Source organism: Streptomyces sp. NPDC001851 (genome assembly GCF_040297165.1).
In the GTDB taxonomy this organism is placed as follows: domain Bacteria; phylum Actinomycetota; class Actinomycetes; order Streptomycetales; family Streptomycetaceae; genus Streptomyces.
The window spans coordinates 40,745-57,385 of the sequence record NZ_JBEOYR010000030.1 but is presented as its reverse complement, the minus strand read 5'-3'; the positions used below and the strand labels follow the sequence as shown (position 1 = coordinate 57,385).

General features: G+C 74.6%; 17 protein-coding genes and 1 pseudogene. 10 read left to right on the top strand and 8 right to left on the bottom strand.

Annotated elements, in window-relative coordinates; translation table 11 throughout:
* The first annotated feature begins 125 nt into the window (after positions 1 to 125).
* Both ABT171_RS33920 and ABT171_RS33915 read left to right on the top strand, forming a co-directional pair.
* Positions 126 to 737: a hypothetical protein gene (locus ABT171_RS33920; RefSeq protein WP_351250239.1), complete on the top strand. Its 612-nt coding sequence runs from the start codon at positions 126 to 128 to the stop codon at positions 735 to 737.
* A 41-nt stretch (positions 738 to 778) separates the two neighbouring features.
* Positions 779 to 1,489 (top strand): YcnI family copper-binding membrane protein, encoded by a 711-nt coding sequence (locus tag ABT171_RS33915; RefSeq protein ID WP_351250238.1) that lies wholly within the window; start codon positions 779 to 781, stop codon positions 1,487 to 1,489.
* Positions 1,490 to 1,563: 74 nt separating this feature from the next.
* Here ABT171_RS33915 and ABT171_RS33910 read toward each other — a convergent pair whose 3' ends face one another.
* The gene (locus ABT171_RS33910) at positions 1,564 to 2,325 is read right to left on the bottom strand and encodes a CDP-alcohol phosphatidyltransferase family protein (RefSeq protein ID WP_351250237.1); all 762 of its coding nucleotides are present in this window, start codon (positions 2,323 to 2,325) and stop codon (positions 1,564 to 1,566) included.
* A 107-nt stretch (positions 2,326 to 2,432) separates the two neighbouring features.
* On the opposite strand from ABT171_RS33910, the gene ABT171_RS33905 reads away from it, so the two are divergent.
* From ABT171_RS33905 to ABT171_RS33885, 5 genes and pseudogenes are all read left to right on the top strand, one after another.
* A complete protein-coding gene (locus tag ABT171_RS33905) occupies positions 2,433 to 3,422 on the top strand; it encodes a zinc-dependent alcohol dehydrogenase (protein ID WP_351250236.1) in 990 nt (329 codons plus the stop codon).
* Between the two features lie 111 nt (positions 3,423 to 3,533).
* Complete coding sequence (locus ABT171_RS33900; protein WP_351250235.1) at positions 3,534 to 3,932, top strand: 6-pyruvoyl trahydropterin synthase family protein; 399 nt, start codon at positions 3,534 to 3,536, stop codon at positions 3,930 to 3,932.
* Positions 3,929 to 5,146 carry a glycosyltransferase family 4 protein gene (locus ABT171_RS33895; protein ID WP_351250234.1) on the top strand — a complete coding sequence of 406 codons (1,218 nt, stop codon included), beginning with the start codon at positions 3,929 to 3,931 and terminating at the stop codon, positions 5,144 to 5,146. Before ABT171_RS33900 ends, ABT171_RS33895 begins: the two co-directional genes overlap by 4 nt.
* Before the next feature lie 368 nt (positions 5,147 to 5,514).
* A complete protein-coding gene (locus ABT171_RS33890; RefSeq protein ID WP_351250289.1) occupies positions 5,515 to 6,402 on the top strand; it encodes a class I SAM-dependent methyltransferase in 888 nt (295 codons plus the stop codon).
* Positions 6,399 to 7,493, top strand: a pseudogene (locus ABT171_RS33885) (lysylphosphatidylglycerol synthase transmembrane domain-containing protein); the annotation flags it as partial. The gene ABT171_RS33890 and the pseudogene ABT171_RS33885, both read left to right, overlap by 4 nt.
* Positions 7,494 to 7,612: 119 nt before the next feature.
* Here ABT171_RS33885 and ABT171_RS33880 read toward each other — a convergent pair.
* Complete coding sequence (locus ABT171_RS33880; protein ID WP_351250233.1) at positions 7,613 to 8,401, bottom strand: creatininase family protein; 789 nt, start codon at positions 8,399 to 8,401, stop codon at positions 7,613 to 7,615.
* A gap of 37 nt (positions 8,402 to 8,438) precedes the next feature.
* Between ABT171_RS33880 and ribA the strand changes: the two genes are divergently transcribed.
* Positions 8,439 to 9,110, top strand: coding sequence for a GTP cyclohydrolase II (gene ribA, locus ABT171_RS33875; RefSeq protein WP_351250232.1), 672 nt, complete (start codon positions 8,439 to 8,441; stop codon positions 9,108 to 9,110).
* 91 nt (positions 9,111 to 9,201) lie between these two features.
* On the opposite strand, the gene ABT171_RS33870 is transcribed toward ribA, so the two are convergent.
* Positions 9,202 to 10,425, bottom strand: coding sequence for a serine hydrolase domain-containing protein (locus ABT171_RS33870; protein WP_351250231.1), 1,224 nt, complete (start codon positions 10,423 to 10,425; stop codon positions 9,202 to 9,204).
* Between the two features lie 244 nt (positions 10,426 to 10,669).
* Positions 10,670 to 12,088 (bottom strand): MFS transporter, encoded by a 1,419-nt coding sequence (locus ABT171_RS33865; protein WP_351250230.1) that lies wholly within the window; start codon positions 12,086 to 12,088, stop codon positions 10,670 to 10,672.
* Between the two features lie 175 nt (positions 12,089 to 12,263).
* On the opposite strand from ABT171_RS33865, the gene ABT171_RS33860 reads away from it, so the two are divergent.
* Positions 12,264 to 12,710, top strand: coding sequence for a PPOX class F420-dependent oxidoreductase (locus ABT171_RS33860; protein WP_351250229.1), 447 nt, complete (start codon positions 12,264 to 12,266; stop codon positions 12,708 to 12,710).
* A gap of 14 nt (positions 12,711 to 12,724) precedes the next feature.
* On the opposite strand, the gene ABT171_RS33855 is transcribed toward ABT171_RS33860, so the two are convergent.
* Complete coding sequence (locus ABT171_RS33855; RefSeq protein WP_351250228.1) at positions 12,725 to 13,603, bottom strand: NAD(P)-dependent oxidoreductase; 879 nt, start codon at positions 13,601 to 13,603, stop codon at positions 12,725 to 12,727.
* Positions 13,604 to 13,705: 102 nt separating this feature from the next.
* Here ABT171_RS33855 and ABT171_RS33850 point away from each other — a divergent pair, with 102 nt between their 5' ends.
* On the top strand, positions 13,706 to 14,302 hold the full coding sequence (locus tag ABT171_RS33850; protein ID WP_351250227.1) for a TetR/AcrR family transcriptional regulator: 597 nt from the start codon (positions 13,706 to 13,708) through the stop codon (positions 14,300 to 14,302).
* 15 nt (positions 14,303 to 14,317) lie between these two features.
* Here the strand turns inward: ABT171_RS33850 and ABT171_RS33845 are convergent, their stop codons facing one another.
* From ABT171_RS33845 to gnd, 3 genes are all read right to left on the bottom strand, one after another.
* Positions 14,318 to 14,983: a TetR/AcrR family transcriptional regulator gene (locus ABT171_RS33845; RefSeq protein ID WP_351250226.1), complete on the bottom strand. Its 666-nt coding sequence runs from the start codon at positions 14,981 to 14,983 to the stop codon at positions 14,318 to 14,320.
* 179 nt (positions 14,984 to 15,162) lie between these two features.
* The gene (locus ABT171_RS33840) at positions 15,163 to 15,756 is read right to left on the bottom strand and encodes a histidine phosphatase family protein (RefSeq protein WP_351250225.1); all 594 of its coding nucleotides are present in this window, start codon (positions 15,754 to 15,756) and stop codon (positions 15,163 to 15,165) included.
* Positions 15,757 to 15,762: 6 nt separating this feature from the next.
* A complete protein-coding gene (gene gnd / locus ABT171_RS33835; RefSeq protein WP_351250224.1) occupies positions 15,763 to 16,641 on the bottom strand; it encodes a phosphogluconate dehydrogenase (NAD(+)-dependent, decarboxylating) in 879 nt (292 codons plus the stop codon).

Below are 16,641 nucleotides of genomic sequence, written 5' to 3'. Positions count from 1 at the left end.
CGGTACGGGGTGCGGGCCCCGCGCACCGGCCGGGTGATACGCGGGGCCCGCACTCCCCGGCCGCCCGGCCGCTGAACGGAGCGTCCGCGCCCCGCGTATCACCCGGCCATGGGAGGATCCCCAGCATGAGTGCGTCCCCGGCGGTGAGAGCCCTGCGCGCGGCGGTGTTCGCCGCGGTGTGCGTGCTGCTCGCCGCCGCCGGGCACGGTCTTGCCATGGGCGCCCTGCCGCCGCTGTGGGCCGACGCGGCCGGATTCCTCGCCGTGTTCGCGCTCGGCTGGATCCCCGGCGGCCGGGAGCGGTCGCTGCCCGGCATCGGCGCGGCCATGCTGCTCACCCAGGCCGGACTGCACCTCGGCTTCGACGCCGCCGCCCGCCCCGGCCCCGGAACCGCGCGCATGGCCGCCCTGCCGGGTCACACCATGGCCGCGATGCACCCGCACGCCCCGGTGACAGCGCACCCGCACCTCACGAGCCACGCCACCGCCGCCCATCTCCTCGCCGCGCTCGCCGCGTCCTGGTGGCTGCGGCGGGGCGAGGCCGCCCTGTGGTCGCTGCTGCGCCGGGCCGCCACACTCGTACCCGCCCTCTCCGCCTGGTGGCGCGACACCCCGCTGCCCGCCCCCGACGGTGACGCCCCACGCGTCCCGGCCGCCCCCGCACGCCCCCGCCCGGCCCTGCTGCGGCACGCGGTCAGCCGGCGCGGACCCCCGGCCCCGGTCCCGTACCCGCTCTGACCCCCGAACGACACATCACCCGTACGGAGACCGACTCACCCATGTCCGCATCACGTCTCACCGCCCGCCGCGCCGGCACCGTCGCCGCCGTCGGCGCCGCCATGGTCCTGCTCGCCGCCGGTGCCGCCTCCGCGCACGTCACCGTCCACCCCGACAGCTACGCCAAGGGCGCCACCGACGGCGTGCTGACCTTCCGCGTGCCGAACGAGGAGGACAGCGCCGCCACCACCAAGGTGCAGGTCTTCCTGCCCACCGACCACCCCGTCCTCGGCGTGCTCGTCCACCCGCAGGACGGCTGGACCGCGAAGGTCACCACCACCAAGCTCAAGAAGCCGGTCAAGACCGACGACGGCACCATCACCGAGGCCGCATCCGAGATCACCTTCAGCGGCGGGAAGATCGGTGCCGGGCAGTACGAGGACTTCAACGTCGCCTTCGGCCAACTGCCCGACGACACCGGTCAGTTGGTGTTCAAGACCCTGCAGACCTACTCCGACGGCAAGACCGTCCGCTGGATCGAGGAGCCGAGCGGCGGACAGGAGCCGGAGAACCCGGCCCCGGTGCTGAAGCTGACGGCCGGTGACGCGACCGCCGCGGCGACGCCCGCCAGGACCGCCGGCGCCACCGCCGAGGCCGCCGACGGCAGCGACTCCACCGCCCGTGGGCTCGGCATCGCCGGCCTGGTCGTCGGCGTCCTCGGCCTCGCGGCCGCCGCGTTCGCGCTCGTACGCGGCCGGGCGGCGCGGTCGTAGCAGCCGGACAGACATGACGGAGGGCCCGGACCGGGTGACCGGTCCGGGCCCTCCGTGCTGCCGTCGGCCCGCGCTCAGCGCGCCGCCAGCTCCAGCACGTTCACCCCGGCCGCCGGCTCCGCGGCCGTCCGGGAGGCGCGCCACAGCCACCGCACGTCCCGGCCGAACGACCACACCAGCGACCCCAGCGCCAGCAGCACGACCGCGAGGTTCGCCAGGCGGGGGAGCAGTTCGGCACCGGCCAGGAGCAGGCATATCCCCTGGACCGCCGCGACGGTCTTGCGGGCGAAGGACGGCGGCAGCGGGGCGTTCAGCCAGGGGGCCAGCCGGGCGGCGGCGACGAAGGCGTACCGCATCCCGCCGATCAGCAGCACCCACGGGCCGAGTTGCGTGGCCACGTACACGCTCAGCACCAGGATCAGGAACGCGTCGACCTCCATGTCGAAGCGCGCGCCGAGCGCGGTCGACGTTCCGGTGCGGCGGGCCACCTTGCCGTCGACGCCGTCCAGGAGCAGGGCGACCGCGGTCAGACCGACCAGCAGTGCCACCGGCGGGGCGCTCTCGAAGGAGTCCGCGACCAGGGCTGTCACCCCGCCCACCAGGGTCGCCCGGCCGAGCGTGACCCGGTTCGCGGGGCCGAAGGAGCGCAGGGGGGAGCGGTGCAGCGCGCGGGCCAGTACGGCCCAGGTGGCGAACGCGAACGCCAGCCCCGTCAGCCAGCCGGCCGGCCCCATGCCGATCGCCGTGCCGAGCAGCGCGAGCAGCAGCAGTTGTACGCCCGCTCCCACAGCGGTCTCCTGCTGGAGCCTCGCGTCATACGTGTTGTTCAGGGCCACCGCACACCCTCCGGCCGAGTGACAGAGTCGATCAACGCCGCGTACTGTGCGCGGCCTGTGCACTTCTCGGTACGTGAACAACTTCCCTATCGTTCAGGAGGATGCCGATGAACCGCTCGGCCCGCGCGTTCTGGCTGCGCTCACCCGGCCACGGCGAGCTGCGCGACGTCACCCTCGCGGAGCCCGCCGAGGGCGAGGTCCTGGTGCGCGCCCTGTACTCCGGAGTGAGCCGGGGCACCGAGACACTCGTCTTCCGCGGCGGGGTGCCCCTGAGCCAGCACGCCGTGATGCGGGCGCCCTTCCAGGAGGGCGACTTCCCCGGCCCGGTCAAGTACGGCTACCTGAGCGTCGGCGAGGTCGAGGCGGGCCCGGCCGAGCTGGTCGGACGCACCGTCTTCTGCCTCTACCCGCATCAGAGCCGCTACGTCGTCCCGGTGAGCGCCGTGACCGTCGTGCCCGAACGGGTGCCCGCCGCGCGGGCCGTGCTCGCCGGGACCGTGGAGACCGCCGTGAACGCCCTGTGGGACGCGGCGCCGCTGGTCGGCGACCGGATCGCGGTGGTCGGCGGCGGCATGGTCGGCTGCTCGGTGGCCGCGCTGCTCGCCCGCTTCCCCGGCGTGCGGCTGCAGCTCGTCGACGCCGACCCGGCCCGCGCGAAGACCGCCGAGGCGCTCGGCGTGGACTTCGCCACGCCCGACCGCGCCCTCGGCGACTGCGACCTCGTGGTGCACGCCAGCGCCAGCGAGGCCGGCCTCACCCGCGCCCTGCAACTCCTCGCCCCCGAGGGCACGGTGGTGGAACTGAGCTGGTACGGCGACCGGCGCGTCGCCCTGCCGCTCGGCGAGGCCTTCCACTCCCGCCGGCTCACCGTGCGCGCCAGCCAGGTCGGCACCGTCTCCCCGGCCGCCCGCCCCGGGCGCGGCTACGCCGACCGGATGGCGCTCGCCCTCGACCTGCTCGCCGACCCGGCCCTGGACGCGCTCATCACGGGGGAGAGCGCTTTCGAGGAACTCCCGGACGTCCTGCCGAAACTCGCCTCCGGTGAGATCCCGGCCCTGTGCCACCGGGTCCGGTACACCGGAACAGGCCTGACCTGAGAAAAGAGTGAGCGAGGGCTGAACACGGGGGAGCGGAGAGCCGTACTATCCGGCATCCCCCTACGGGTAAGGGCAGGGGGGCCAGACGCGCCGTACCTGGAGGGTCGTCCGTTGTTCAGCATCACCGTCCGCGATCACATCATGATCGCCCACAGCTTCCGCGGCGAGGTGTTCGGACCCGCGCAGCGCCTGCACGGCGCCACGTTCCTGGTGGACGCCACCTTCCGCCGCGAGCAGCTGGACGAGGACAACATCGTGGTCGACATCGGCCTGGCCACGCGGGAACTGGGCGCCATCGCCGCCGAGCTGAACTACCGCAACCTCGACGAGGAACCCGAGTTCGCCGGCATCAACACCTCCACCGAGTTCCTCGCCAGGGTCATCGCCGACCGGCTCGCCGAACGCGTCCACAAGGGCGCCCTCGGCGAGGGCGCCAAGGGCCTCGCGGGCATCGCCGTCACCCTGCACGAGTCCCATGTCGCCTGGGCGAGTTACGAGCGTGGCCTGTGACCGACACGACCACGGCACCGGCGCGCCTGGCCTATGTGCCCGTGCAGCCCACCGCCGACGAGAAGGCCGTCGCCGTCGAGAAGACCGTCGCCGTCGAGAAGGCCGGAATCATCCCCATGTCCCTGCGCACCGTCCACTTCGTCCTGCCGGGCGGCGTCGACGACCCGGCCGCGCCCAGCGGCGGCAACGCCTACGACCGCCGGGTCAGCCTGGACCTGCCCGGCTTCGGCTGGCAGGTCACCCCGCACGCCGTCCCCGGCGCCTGGCCGCGGCCCGACCGCACCGCTCGCGACGGCCTCGCCCGCACCCTGCGGGAGCTCCCGGACGACGCGGTCGTCCTGCTGGACGGGCTCGTCGCCTGCGCCGTCCCGGAGATCATCACCACGGAGGCCGACCGGCTCCGCCTCGCGGTACTCGTCCACCTCCCGCTCGGCGACGAGACCGGCCTCGACCCGGCCGTCGCCGCCGGCCTGGACGCCCGCGAACGCGCCGTGCTGCGCGCCGTGCCCGCCGTGATCGCGACCAGCGACTGGGCCGTGCGCCGGCTGGTCTCCCATCACGGCCTCGCCCCCGAACGCGTGCACGTCGCCGCGCCCGGCGCCGACATCGCACCGCTCGCCCCCGGCACCGACGGCGTGTCCCGGCTGCTGTGCGTGGCCGCGGTCACCCCGCGCAAGGGCCAGCACCGGCTCGTGGAGGCGCTCGCGGCGGTCCGGGACCTGCCGTGGACCTGCGAGCTGGTCGGCGGACTCGCCCACGACCCCGCGTACGTGGACCGGCTGCGGGAGCTGATCGCCCGGTACGGTCTCGCCGGCCGGCTGCACCTGACCGGCCCGCGCTCCGGCGCGGACCTCGACGCCACCTACGCCGCCGCCGACCTGATGGTCCTCACCTCCTACGCCGAGACCTACGGCATGGCGGTCACCGAGGCCCTGGCCCGCGGCATCCCGGTCCTCGCGACCGACGTCGGCGGCCTGCCGGAGGCGGTCGGCCGCGCCCCCGACGGCGGGGTGCCCGGCATCCTCGTCCCGCCGGAGGACCCCGCCGCGCTCGCCGCCGAACTGCGCGGCTGGTTCGGCGAGCCCGACGTACGCCGCCGGCTCAAGGCCGCGGCCCGCGGCCGCCGCGCCGCGCTCGACGGCTGGGCCACCACCGCCCGCAGCCTGGCCGGAGTCCTCTCCCGGCTCCCCGAAGCCCCGAGGAGGGCGGCATGACCGGCCCGCAGACCACCACCCATGACATGCCGTCGGTCCCGGCACAGGCCGGACCGAGGGAGGTACGCGCGGCCCGCGGGGCGCGGGACGAGGCGGAACCGGTGCTGGAGACCGGTCCTGACACGGACGGTGTCTTCGAGTCGGCCGGAGACACCGGGGACTCGGCCGGCCGGGCCGTCGCCGGGGACGGGGAGAGCGGTGTGGCCCACGGGGCGGCGCGACGTACCGGGGATTCCGGTGGGCCGGTCGTCGCCGGAGGCGGGGCGTACGGCGTGCCCGACGGGGCGACGGCTGCCGGGGCGTTTGGCGGTGCTGTCGGTGACGGGGGACGCGGTGAGGAGGGCGCGGTCGTCGCCGGGGCCGGGCCCGTGGGGCGTTCCGGTGAGCGGGCCACCGTGCGGCTGCGGGCGAGCGAGCCCGAGGAGCCGCCCCGGTACGCGCCCGAATGGCTGCGGCTCAGGGAAGGGGCCGACGCCGCCGCCCGCGCACAGGAGCTGCTGGAACCGTTGCGGAACCGGCTGGCGGACCCGTCCGCCCGCACCGGCACGCTGACCGTGCACGACCTGGGCTGCGGCACCGGCTCGATGGGCCGCTGGCTCGCACCCCGCCTGGACGGAGCACAGCACTGGGTCCTGCACGACCACGACCCCTACCTGCTGCACTTCGCCGCCGTCGGCTCCCCGCGCGCCGCCGCCGACGGCAGCGGCGTCACCGTCGAGACCCGGCGCGGCGACGTGGCCCGGCTCACCCCGGACGCGCTGGCCGGCGCCTCCCTGGTCACCGCGTCCGCGCTGCTCGACGTCCTCACCCGCGAGGAGGTCGTCACCCTCGCCGACGCCTGTGCGGGGGCCGGCTGCCCCGCGCTGCTCACGCTGTCCGTCGCCGGCCGCGTCGAACTCACCCCGGCCGACCCGCTGGACGCGGAGATCACCGAGGCGTTCAACGCCCACCAGCGGCGCGCCGGGCTGCTCGGCCCCGACGCGGTCACGGCGGCCTGCGAGGCGTTCGCAGAGCGGGGGGCCGGCGTACGGGTGCATCCGAGCCCGTGGCGGCTCGGCCCCGAGGAGGCGGCGCTCACCGAGCAGTGGCTGCGCGGCTGGGTCGGCGCCGCCGTGGAACAGCGGCCCGAGCTGCGCGACCGTGCCGAGCGCTATCTGCGGGACCGGCTCGCCGCCTGCGCCGCCGGTGAGTTGCGGGTCGTGGTCCACCACAGCGACCTGCTGGCCCTGCCCCGGCCGACGGGCGGCATCTCATGACCCCGCGGTCGGCGGCGGCGCAGGCGGAGCCCCGGCTCACCGGGTCCGCAGCCCACGCGCGCGTGACGCCCACCGGCCCGGCGGACGCGAGGGCTTGCGGCACCGGCACGGTTCACGCGCGGGTGCGGAGCGCGGGCACGGCCGCGGCACCCGCACCCGCCCGCGCGGCCGGCACCCGGCTCCCGGTACCGTCCTCGCCCCCGGGCACGGAACCGCCGTCCGGCGGGAGCGCGGCCGGGACGCATGCCGCGCAGCCCCTCGGCCCCCGCCGTCGCGGACTCCGTGCCCTCCGTACGCACGTGGGCAGCGTCGCCGGCGTCGTCCTCCTCGGCTTCCTGCTGTGGCGGCTGGGCACCGGTGTGCTCCTCGACGGGCTGCGCCGGATCGACACGGTGACGGTGCTGGCCGCGCTGGGCATCGGCGTCGCCACCACCGTGCTGAGCGCCTGGCGCTGGCAGCTGGTGGCCCGCGGCCTGCGCATCCGGCTGCCCCTGGGGCCCGCCGTCGCCGACTACTACCGGGCGCTGTTCCTGAACGCGGCGCTGCCCGGCGGGATCCTGGGCGATGTGCACCGGGCGGTCCGGCACGGACAGAGCGCCGGTGACCTGCGGCGCGGAGTGAAGGCCGTCGTACTGGAACGCGTCGCCGGGCAGATCGCGCTGGCCGTGTTCGCCGCGGCGGTGCTGCCGGCCCTGCCGTCCCCGGTGCGCGCCGAGGCCCGCGACTTCGCCCCGCTGGTGGCCCTCGCGGCGGCCGGCGCGCTCGCCGTCGGCCTCGCCGTCCGTCTGAACCGCGCGCCCTCGCGCCGGGCGGGGGCCCTGCACACCGCCCTCGGCGAGGCACGCCGGGGCCTGCTGTCCCGTAGCGGCGGACCGGGCATCGCCCTGTCCTCCGCCCTCGTCCTGGCCGGGCACCTGGCGATGTTCGTCGTGGCGGCCCGGGTCGCCGGCTGTGCCGCCCCCGTCGCGGTGCTGGTCCCGATCGCGGTCCTCGCCCTGGTCGCCATGGGCCTGCCGCTGAACGTCGGCGGCTTCGGACCGCGCGAGGGCGTGACCGCCTGGGCGTTCGGCGCCGCCGGACTCGGCGCGAGCACCGGTGTCGCCGTCGCCGTCGTGTACGGCGTGCTGAGCTTCGTGGCGAGCCTGCCCGGCGCCGTGGTCCTGGCCGCGCGCTGGTACGCCGGCCTGCGCCCCCCGGGCGCGACCGCGGACTACCCGCGCCCCTCCGCCGAGGTGAGCAACGCGAAATACGGTGCGAAGGATTCCGTCAGGCTCGCCAGCAGTTCCTTTCCCTTTTCCGCCGACCCCAGCGAAGGACGGCCGATGACGCCCGATTCGGTATAGGCGGACATTCCCACGGTGAGCAGATGACGACGATCGTCAGCGGTGAAATCGGCGGACTCGTAACCAGGGCGGACGAATTCGGGGTGAGCGTGCAGCAGAATCGAGGTCTCGATTTCTCCCGCGTGCATGTCGGTGAGCAGCGAGGTGCGCACCCCCGCCCGCTGCCGCGCCGTCTCCCAGTCCTCGGCGGCCGGGAACAGCGCCATCCGCTCACCGCGCGCGGAGGCCTCCTGGACGACGTTGCCCAGCACGTAGTTGCCGCCGTGCCCGTTGACCACGACCAGTGCGTCGACGCCCGAGCGGCGCAGCGACGCCGCGATGTCCCGGACCACCGCGTGGAGGGTCACGGAGGAGATGCTGACGGTCCCCGGCCAGCCCGCGTGCTCGTGCGAGCAGGAGACCGTCACCGGAGGAAGGAGGTGCACCGGGTACGCGGCGGCGATCTCCCGCGCCACGGCACAGGCGATGAGCGTGTCGGTCGCCAGCGGAAGGAACGGACCGTGCTGTTCGAAGCTCCCGACGGGAAGGACGGCGACCTGTGCTGAAACGCCCGCCCCCCGGGTCCGTACGTCTTCCGTGGTGTCCGTCGGAACCACGCCGTTCGCCACGTCGTACGTCCCCCCGCCTGCCGCCGCACGCGCGCCCGAACCACTCATCTTTTCACGGCCTTTCGTCTCTGCTTAGGAATAGATCATGACAGAAACCACCGGCGCCAACCTCGGCGTACTCGGCAAGAAGTCCTCGCGGCGTTCGGGCGTGGAACGCGTCGTGAACGCACCCCTGCCCACCGTGTACGGGCCGTTCCAGGCGATCGGCTACCTGGACCACGACCGCGGTGACGAGCAAGTGGCCCTGGTGTACGGCGACATCGGCACCGAGAACGTGCTGGTCCGGCTGCACTCCGAGTGCCTGACCGGGGACGCGTTCGGCTCCCGGCACTGCGAGTGCGGCGACCAGCTGGAGGCCGCCCTGCGCGCGGTGGCCGCCGAGGGCAGCGGGATCGTCGTCTACCTGCGGGGCCACGAGGGCCGCGGGATCGGACTGCTCGCCAAGCTGCGCGCGATGGCCCTGCAGGCGGAGGGCCTGGACACGGTGGAGGCGAACCTCGCGCTCGGCCTGCCCGTGGACGCCCGCGACTACGGCGTCGCGGCCGGGATCCTGCGCGACCTCGGGGTGCGCTCGGTACGCCTGATGTCCAACAACCCGCGCAAGCGGGAGGCGCTGGTCCGGCACGGCATCCAGGTCGCCGAGCAGGTGCCGCTGCTGATCGAGCCGTGCGAGAGCAACATCACCTATCTGCGCACGAAACGGGAGCGGATGGACCACATCCTGCCCCATCTGGACGCCGTCGCGCACGGCTCCTGACGCGAGATCGCGCGGCCCGCCGCCCCTCCCCGCGGGAGACGGCGGCGGGCGCGGTTCCGGGCCGCCGTGCCGGGCGGGTGGCGCCCGGCTCTCAGTCCGCCAGCGCCTCGTGCACGAGCCGCCGCAGCTCCGGGAAGATCTTCAGCGTCTTCGGGCGTACCTGCGACATGAACTGCACGGTCAGCTCATGGGCCGGATCGACCCAGAACGCGGTCGTGGCCACACCCGTCCAGCCGTATGTGCCGAGGGCGGACGGGGCCAGGGTGCGGGACGGGTCGGTCACCACCGACACGTTGAAGCCGAAGCCGAGCCCGTCGTTGCCGGGCTCCTGGTGGACGGGTGCGCCGAAGGACCGCAGCGTCGCGCCGCCGGGCAGCTGATTGCGGGTCATCCGCGCGACGCTGTCCGCGGACAGCAGCCGGACACCGTCCAGTTCGCCGCCCCGGCGCAGCATCTCCAGGAAGCGGTGGAAGTCGTACGCGGAGGAGACCAGGCCGCCGCTGCCGGACAGGAACCGCGGCCGGCCGCGCACCGGCAGACCCGGCACCGGCTCGATCCCGCCCTCGTCCGTCTCGCCGTACAACTCGGCCAGCCGCTCGGCCTGTTGGGGCCCGATGTGGAAACCGGTGTCGGTCATGCCGAGCGGACGCAGGATCCGCTCGGCGAAGAACGCGTCCAGGGGCTGCCCGGACACCACCTCGACGACCCGGCCCAGCACGTTGGAGGCGACCGAGTAGTTCCACTGCGTGCCGGGATTGAACTGCAACGGCATGCGCGCGTACACCTCGACCGTCTCGGCGAGGTCCTTGCCCGGTGGCACCGAGTATTCCAGGCCGGCCTCGCGGTACAGGGCGTCGACCGGGTGCCGGTAGTAGAAACCGAAGGTCAGGCCCGCGGTGTGGGTGAGCAGATGCCGGATCAGGATCGGGCCGGCGGCCGGGCGGGTGCGCGGCTCGGCGCCCGCACCGCCCTCGTACACCACCGGGTCGGCGAACGCGGGCAGATGGCGCTCCAGCGGGTCGTCCAGGGACAGCCCGCCCTCCTCCGCCAGCAGCAGCACGGCGACCGCGGTGACCGGCTTGGTCATCGAGTAGATGCGCCACAGGGTGTCCGCCTCGACCGGCAGGCCGGCCGCGACATCGCGCCGGCCGTACGTGGTGAGGTGGGCGACCCGGCCGCCGCGGGACAGGGCCACCAGAAAGCCGGGCAGCCGCCCCTGGTCGACGTAGTGGGCGACATGCCGGTCCAGCCGGTCCAGCGCCTTGGCGTCCAGCCCCGCCTCACCCGGGTCGGTCTCCTGCCGCAGCTGTGCCATCGCTCTCCTCCGGTCGCCTCGTCCGCGCCGCCCCGGCCGCCCGCCGGAAGCACCCGCCCCTCATCGTCCCGCAGCAGCACCCCCGCCCGCCTCGACCGGCACGACGCCCTCCGCCCGGGGCGGCACGCGCCCACCGGCGCTGTCCGCCGGCGCCCGCCCGCCGTCTTCCCGGACAGCGGGCGATCGCCGACGGCCCTGGACACAGAAGAACCACCGCCGACCCCCCGGGCAAGGCGGCGTCGCGTCAGGTCTTGGGCATCAGGTGGTGGTTCTCGGTGGCGGGCCGCGGGCAGGGGGTTTCGGTCAACGGCGACGGACGGCCGCCGTCAGCCCCGGGCTGCGGGCAGCCGCTGTCGGTCCCGGGCGCGGGACGGTCCTGCTCGGTTCGGGGCAGCGCGCAGGCCAGGGGCACGCCGAGTGCCGCCACGGCCGCCAGGGTCAGCAGTGCCCGACCGGTCCCGGTGCCGATGAGGGCGGTCGCCGTGGCCACGCCGACGGCCGGGCCGACGTTCAGCGCCGTCTGCTGCAGTCCGCCCGCCACTCCGGCCACCGCCACCTCCGCGCGCCGTACGACGACCTGGGTGGCCGCCACCATCACCGTGCCGAACCCCGCGCCCAGCAGGGCGAACGCGCAGCCGAGCGCCGGTATGGAGGTGGCCCGGGACAGCACGAGGACACCGAGCGCCAGGAGGGCCGTCGCCGCCGCCGTCGTCATGCGTGCCCCGAACCGGCGCAGCAGCACCGGGCACAGCGCGGCGGACGCCACCATCAGCACCGCCAGGGGGAGACTCCGCAGGGAGCTGCCCAACGGGTCGAGGCCGAGCCGGCGTTGCAGCACATAGGCGGCCACGAACAGGGCGCCGAACAGCGCCGCCGACACGACCACCAGCACCCCCAGCGCCGCCCCGACCGCCCGCGAACCGATGACCGCGGCCGGCAGCAGCGGGCGCTCCGTACGCCGTTCGTGCCGCACGAGGACGGCGGCGGTGACCGCGGCGACGGCGAGGCCCGCCCCGGAGACGGGCCGCGCGGTCAGCGCGTGCACCAGGCAGCCCAGGGACACCGCGAGCAGCACGGCACCCGGCACGTCCAGCGGCGTCCGGGAGCCCCCGGCGGGCGGCCCCGGCCGCAGCAGCGCCGGCAGGGCGAAGACCAGCGCGGGCAGCACGTTGACGAAGAACACCGCCCGCCAGCCCAGGGTCGTCACCAGCGCCCCGCCCACCAGCGGCCCCGCAGCCGCCGCCAGCCCGATCGCGGCCGTCCGCACGGCGAGCGGCCCGGCCAGCCGGTCCGGCGGGAACGCGGCCCGCAGCATGCCCAGCGTGGCCGGCTGCAACAGCGCCCCGAACACCCCCTGCACCGCCCGCAGTCCGATCACCCAGCCCACCGACGGCGCGGCACCGATCGCCGCCGACGCCGCCCCGAACCCCAGCAGGCCGAGCGCGAACACCCGCCGCTGCCCGTACCGGTCACCGAGCCGCCCCGCGAACACCAGCAGGCTCGCCACCACGACGAGATACGCCGTACTGGTCCACTGCACCTCGGCGAACGACGCGCCCAGGTCCCTCTGCAGCCGCGGCTGCGCGACCGTGAGGACCGTACCGTCCAGCGCGACGACCACCGCGCCCGCCACACTGCTCGCCAGCGTCCACCGCCGGTTCACCGGTCGCCCTCCGCGCCCAGGCGGGCCACCGGCACCGCATCGAGCAGCGCGCCGAAGGCGTCGTCACCGTTGTCGGACTCAGTCATAGACACTGTCTACCACCCATCGTAGACAGTGTCTACCGCATCTCCCGGTGGCGGGAATGCCCGGTGGGCGCCGGGGGGTTGACCCAGTCATGACCCAGGAACCCCAGGAACCGGCACAGGACGCGCTGCTCGACCTCCTCTCCGACGGCCACGGCGGGGTGCTGGTCACCCTCAAGCGCGACGGCCGCCCCCAGCTGTCCAACGTCAGCCACGCCTACTACCCCGGCGAGCGGCTGATCCGCATCTCGGTCACCGACGACCGCGCCAAGACCCGCAACCTGCGCCGCGACCCCCGCGCCTCCTACCACGTCACCAGCGCCGACCGCTGGGCGTACACGGTCGCCGAGGGTGCGGCCGAGCTGTCCCCGGTCGCCCGGGACCCGCACGACGACACCGTCGAGGAACTGATCCGGCTCTACCGGGACGTGCTCGGCGAGCACCCGGACTGGGACGACTACCGGGCCGCGATGGTCCGCGACCGGCGCCTCGTGGTGCGCCTGCACGTCGACCGGGTCTACGGCGTACCGAAGCGCTGACCCGCGCCGGCCGGCTACGACGCGCCGGCGGTCCGGGCCTCGATCGTGCGCAGCACCGCCACCATGTCCTCGCCGCCGTACCCCTGCGCCACCGTCTCCGCGAACAGGGTGTGGCACACGTCGAGGAGCGGTGAGGCCAGCCGGGCCCTGCGCGCCGCCCCGGCGATGAGCCGGTTGTTCTTCAGGACGTCCAGCGAGGCCGCCTGCACCGAGAAGTCGCGCTCATACAGTTTGGGCGCCTTCATCCGGGAGACCGCGCTGGCCATGGGCCCCGCGTCGAGGACCTCCAGGAACAGCCGCCGGTCCAGGCCCTGGCGCTCGGCGAAGTGGAACGCCTCGGTCAGCCCGGTCACCAGCGTGATCAGGAACAGGTTCACGGACAGCTTCATCAGCAGGGCGCCGGGCGCGGGACCGCACACGAACGTCTCCCGGCACAGCGGCGCGAGCAGCGGCCGTACGGCGTCCACGGCGTCCGCCTCCCCGGCGAGCATCGCCACCAGCCGGCCCTCCTGCGCCGGTACCCGGGACCCGGAGACGGGCGCCTCGACGTACCGGCCGCCGGCGGCCCGGACGTCCGCCTCCAGGGCATGGGAGTACTCGGGGGACGTGGTGCCCATGTGGACGACGGTGCGCCCCGCGACCCGTGCGGCGAACGCGCGGGTGCCACGCCCGAGTACGGCATCCACCGCGGCCTCGTCGGCGAGCATCATCAGCACCGCGCCGGAGCGTGCGAACACCTCGTCGGCGTCCGCGGCGACCGAGGCGCCGGCCGCGCGCAGGGGCGCGGCGCGTTCCGGGGTCCGGTTCCAGACCACCAGGGGAGTGCCGGCGGACACCAGGCGCTGCGCCATGGGCAGGCCCATCACCCCGAGACCGATGAAGCCGACGCGCACGGGGACCTCCCTCTGCTTCCGGAGCCGACTATGACCGCTGTCATAGTAGCGGCCGTTATGACACCGGTCATAGAGTGGCGTCGTGAGGAACGGAGGGCCGCGATGAGCGAGGCGCGACGGGGGCCGCGGGAGCGGATGGTCTTCAGCGCCGCCCAGCTCATCCGCCGCGACGGAGTGGCCGCGACCGGTCTGCGCGAGGTCGCCGCGCACGCCGGCGCACCGCGCGGCTCGCTCCAGCACTACTTCCCGGGCGGGAAGGAACAGCTGGTCAACGAGGCGGTCGCATGGGCCGGACGGTACGCGGGCAAGCGCATCGCACGCTTTCTGGCGGGACTGGAGGAGCCGACGCCGAGCGGTCTGTTCGCGGCGATGGCCGCGCAGTGGACCGACGAGTACGCGGCGGACGGCTTCGCGGCTGGCTGTCCGGTGGCCGCCGCCACGGTCGAGTGCGCCTCCGCCGGCGGCTCGACCCGCGAGGCCGTGGCCGCCGCGTTCGCCCTGTGGCGGAACCCGCTCGCCGACGCCCTGACGGACCTGGGCGTACCCGCGGCCCGTGCGGCGTCCCTCGCCACGCTGATGATCAGCACCCTGGAGGGGGCGATCCTGCTGGCCCGCGCCGCACAGGACACGGCTCCCCTCACCACGGCCGTACGGGAACTCGGCCCGCTCCTCGACGCGGCGGTGGTCCCGGTCCGGTGAACGGGGGCAAGGCAGTCAGCCCGCCGCCCGCACCGCCGTCAGATAGGCGACCACCAGGTCGCCGAGCATGGCCCGGTAGTGGCCCCGCTGCGCGGGGTCCACCAGGTCCCGGCCGAACAGCGCGCCGAAGGTGTGCCGGCCGGTGACCCGGAAGAAGCAGAACGAGCTGATCACCGCGTGCAGGTCGACCGCGTCCACATCGGCCCTGAACAGTCCGGACTCCTGCCCCGCGGCGAGGATCCGGCGGCTCACCTCCAGGGCCGGTGAACCGAGCCTGCCGAGCTTCCCGGAGGCCGCGATGTGCCCGGCGCCACGGATGTTCTCGATACTGACCAGGCGGACGAAGTCCGGGTGCCGCTCGTGGTGGTCGAAGGTCAGCTCGGCGAGGCGCCGGATCGCGGCGACCGGGTCCGGATGCTCGACGTCCAGCTGCCGCTCGGCCTCGCGGAGCGCTCCGTACGCCCGCTCCAGCACGGCCGTGAACAGCTGTTCCTTGCCGCCGAAGTAGTAGTAGATCATCCGCTTGGTGGTGCGGGTGCGGGCCGCTATCTCGTCCACCCGGGCGCCGTCGTATCCGGCCCGGGCGAACTCCTGCGTGGCCACGTCGAGGATCTCCGCCTTGGTGCGGGCCGCGTCGCGCACCCGTCCCGCGGGGCGTACGGGCTCTTCGACGCTGGTCATCGCTGTCCTTCGGGCCGGTGGCCGCCGGGGCGGCACGCTCGCTGTGCGTGCCGGAGATTGTAGAAGCGGCGCCCGGGGCGGTGACCGGGATGTTCCTCACAGTCCGTGCGCCGCCCGCGACCCCGGCTACGACCGCGGCCCGGCTCACCCGAGGTGAACCGGGCCGCGGTCGCGGGCCGTCACGGCCGTCTGTTCCACTCGGTGATCACAGGCCGGCCGTGCTCGGTGGAGAGCCGGCTGACCGTGCCCGTGGCCAGCTGGAACAGCCGGCCCTCGGCGGGCGGCAGGCCCAGCCGGCGGGCGGTGAGCACCCGCAGGAAGTGGGCGTGGGCGACGAGGACCACGTCCCCGTCGTCCCCGGCGAGCGCCGGCTCGACGCGGGCCAGCACCCGGTCGGCGCGGGCGCCGACCTGCTGCGGCGACTCGCCGGGGTGCCCGGCGGGGCCGGGCGGCACCCCGTCGGTCCACAGGTCCCAGTCGGGGCGGGTGCGGTGGATGTCGGCGGTGGTGACACCCTCGTAGCCGCCGTAGTCCCACTCGTGCAGGCCCGGCTCGGGCACCACCCCGGTCAGGCCCGCCAGTTCGGCGGTGCGCAGCGCGCGGCCCAGCGGGCTGGACAGCACGAGGGCGTAGGTCCGGCCGGTGAGGAGCGGGGCGAGGGACTTGGCCTGTTCCTCACCGTGCCCGGTCAGGGGCAGGTCGGTCCAGCTGGTGTGCTGTCCCGACCGGCTCCACTCCGTCTCACCGTGGCGGACCAGCAGGAGGTCGGCCACGGCGGGTCAGTCCTTCTTCTCGACCGCGTGGCCGCCGAACTGGTTGCGCAGCGCCGCGATCATCTTCATCTGCGGCGAGTCGTCCTGCCGGGAGGCGAACCGGGCGAAGAGGGAGGCCGTGATCGCCGGGAGCGGTACGGCGTTGTCGATCGCCGCCTCCACCGTCCAGCGGCCCTCGCCGGAGTCCTCCGCGTAGCCGCGCAGTTTCTCCAGGTGCTCGTCCTCGTCCAGGGCGTTGACCGCGAGGTCGAGGAGCCAGGACCGGATGACCGTCCCTTCCTGCCAGGAGCGGAACACCTCGCGGACGTTCTCCACCGAGTGCACCTTCTCCAGCAGCTCCCAGCCCTCGGCGTACGCCTGCATCATGGCGTACTCGATGCCGTTGTGGACCATCTTGGAGAAGTGCCCGGCACCGACCCGGCCCGCGTGGACATAGCCGTACGGGCCCTCCGGCTTGAGCGCGTCGAAGATCGGCTGCAGCGGCTCCACGTGCTGCTTGTCGCCGCCGACCATGAGGGCGTAGCCGTTCTGCAGACCCCACACCCCGCCGGAGACACCGGCGTCGACGAAGCCGATGCCCTTGATGCCGAGGGCGGCGGCGTGCTTCTCGTCGTCCGTCCAGCGGGAGTTGCCGCCGTCGATCACCGTGTCGCCGGGCTGCAGCAGGTCGCCCAGTTCGTCGACGACGGTCTGCGTGGCGGTGCCGGCCGGCACCATCACCCACACATGGCGGGGCGCGTCCAGCTTCTCGACCAGTTCGGCGAGGGACTTGACGTCGGAGACCTCGGGGTTGCGGTCGTAGCCGATGACGGTGTGGCCGGCGCGGCGGATCCGCTCGCGCATGTTGCCGCCCATCTTGCCGAGACCGATGAGACCGAGCTGCAT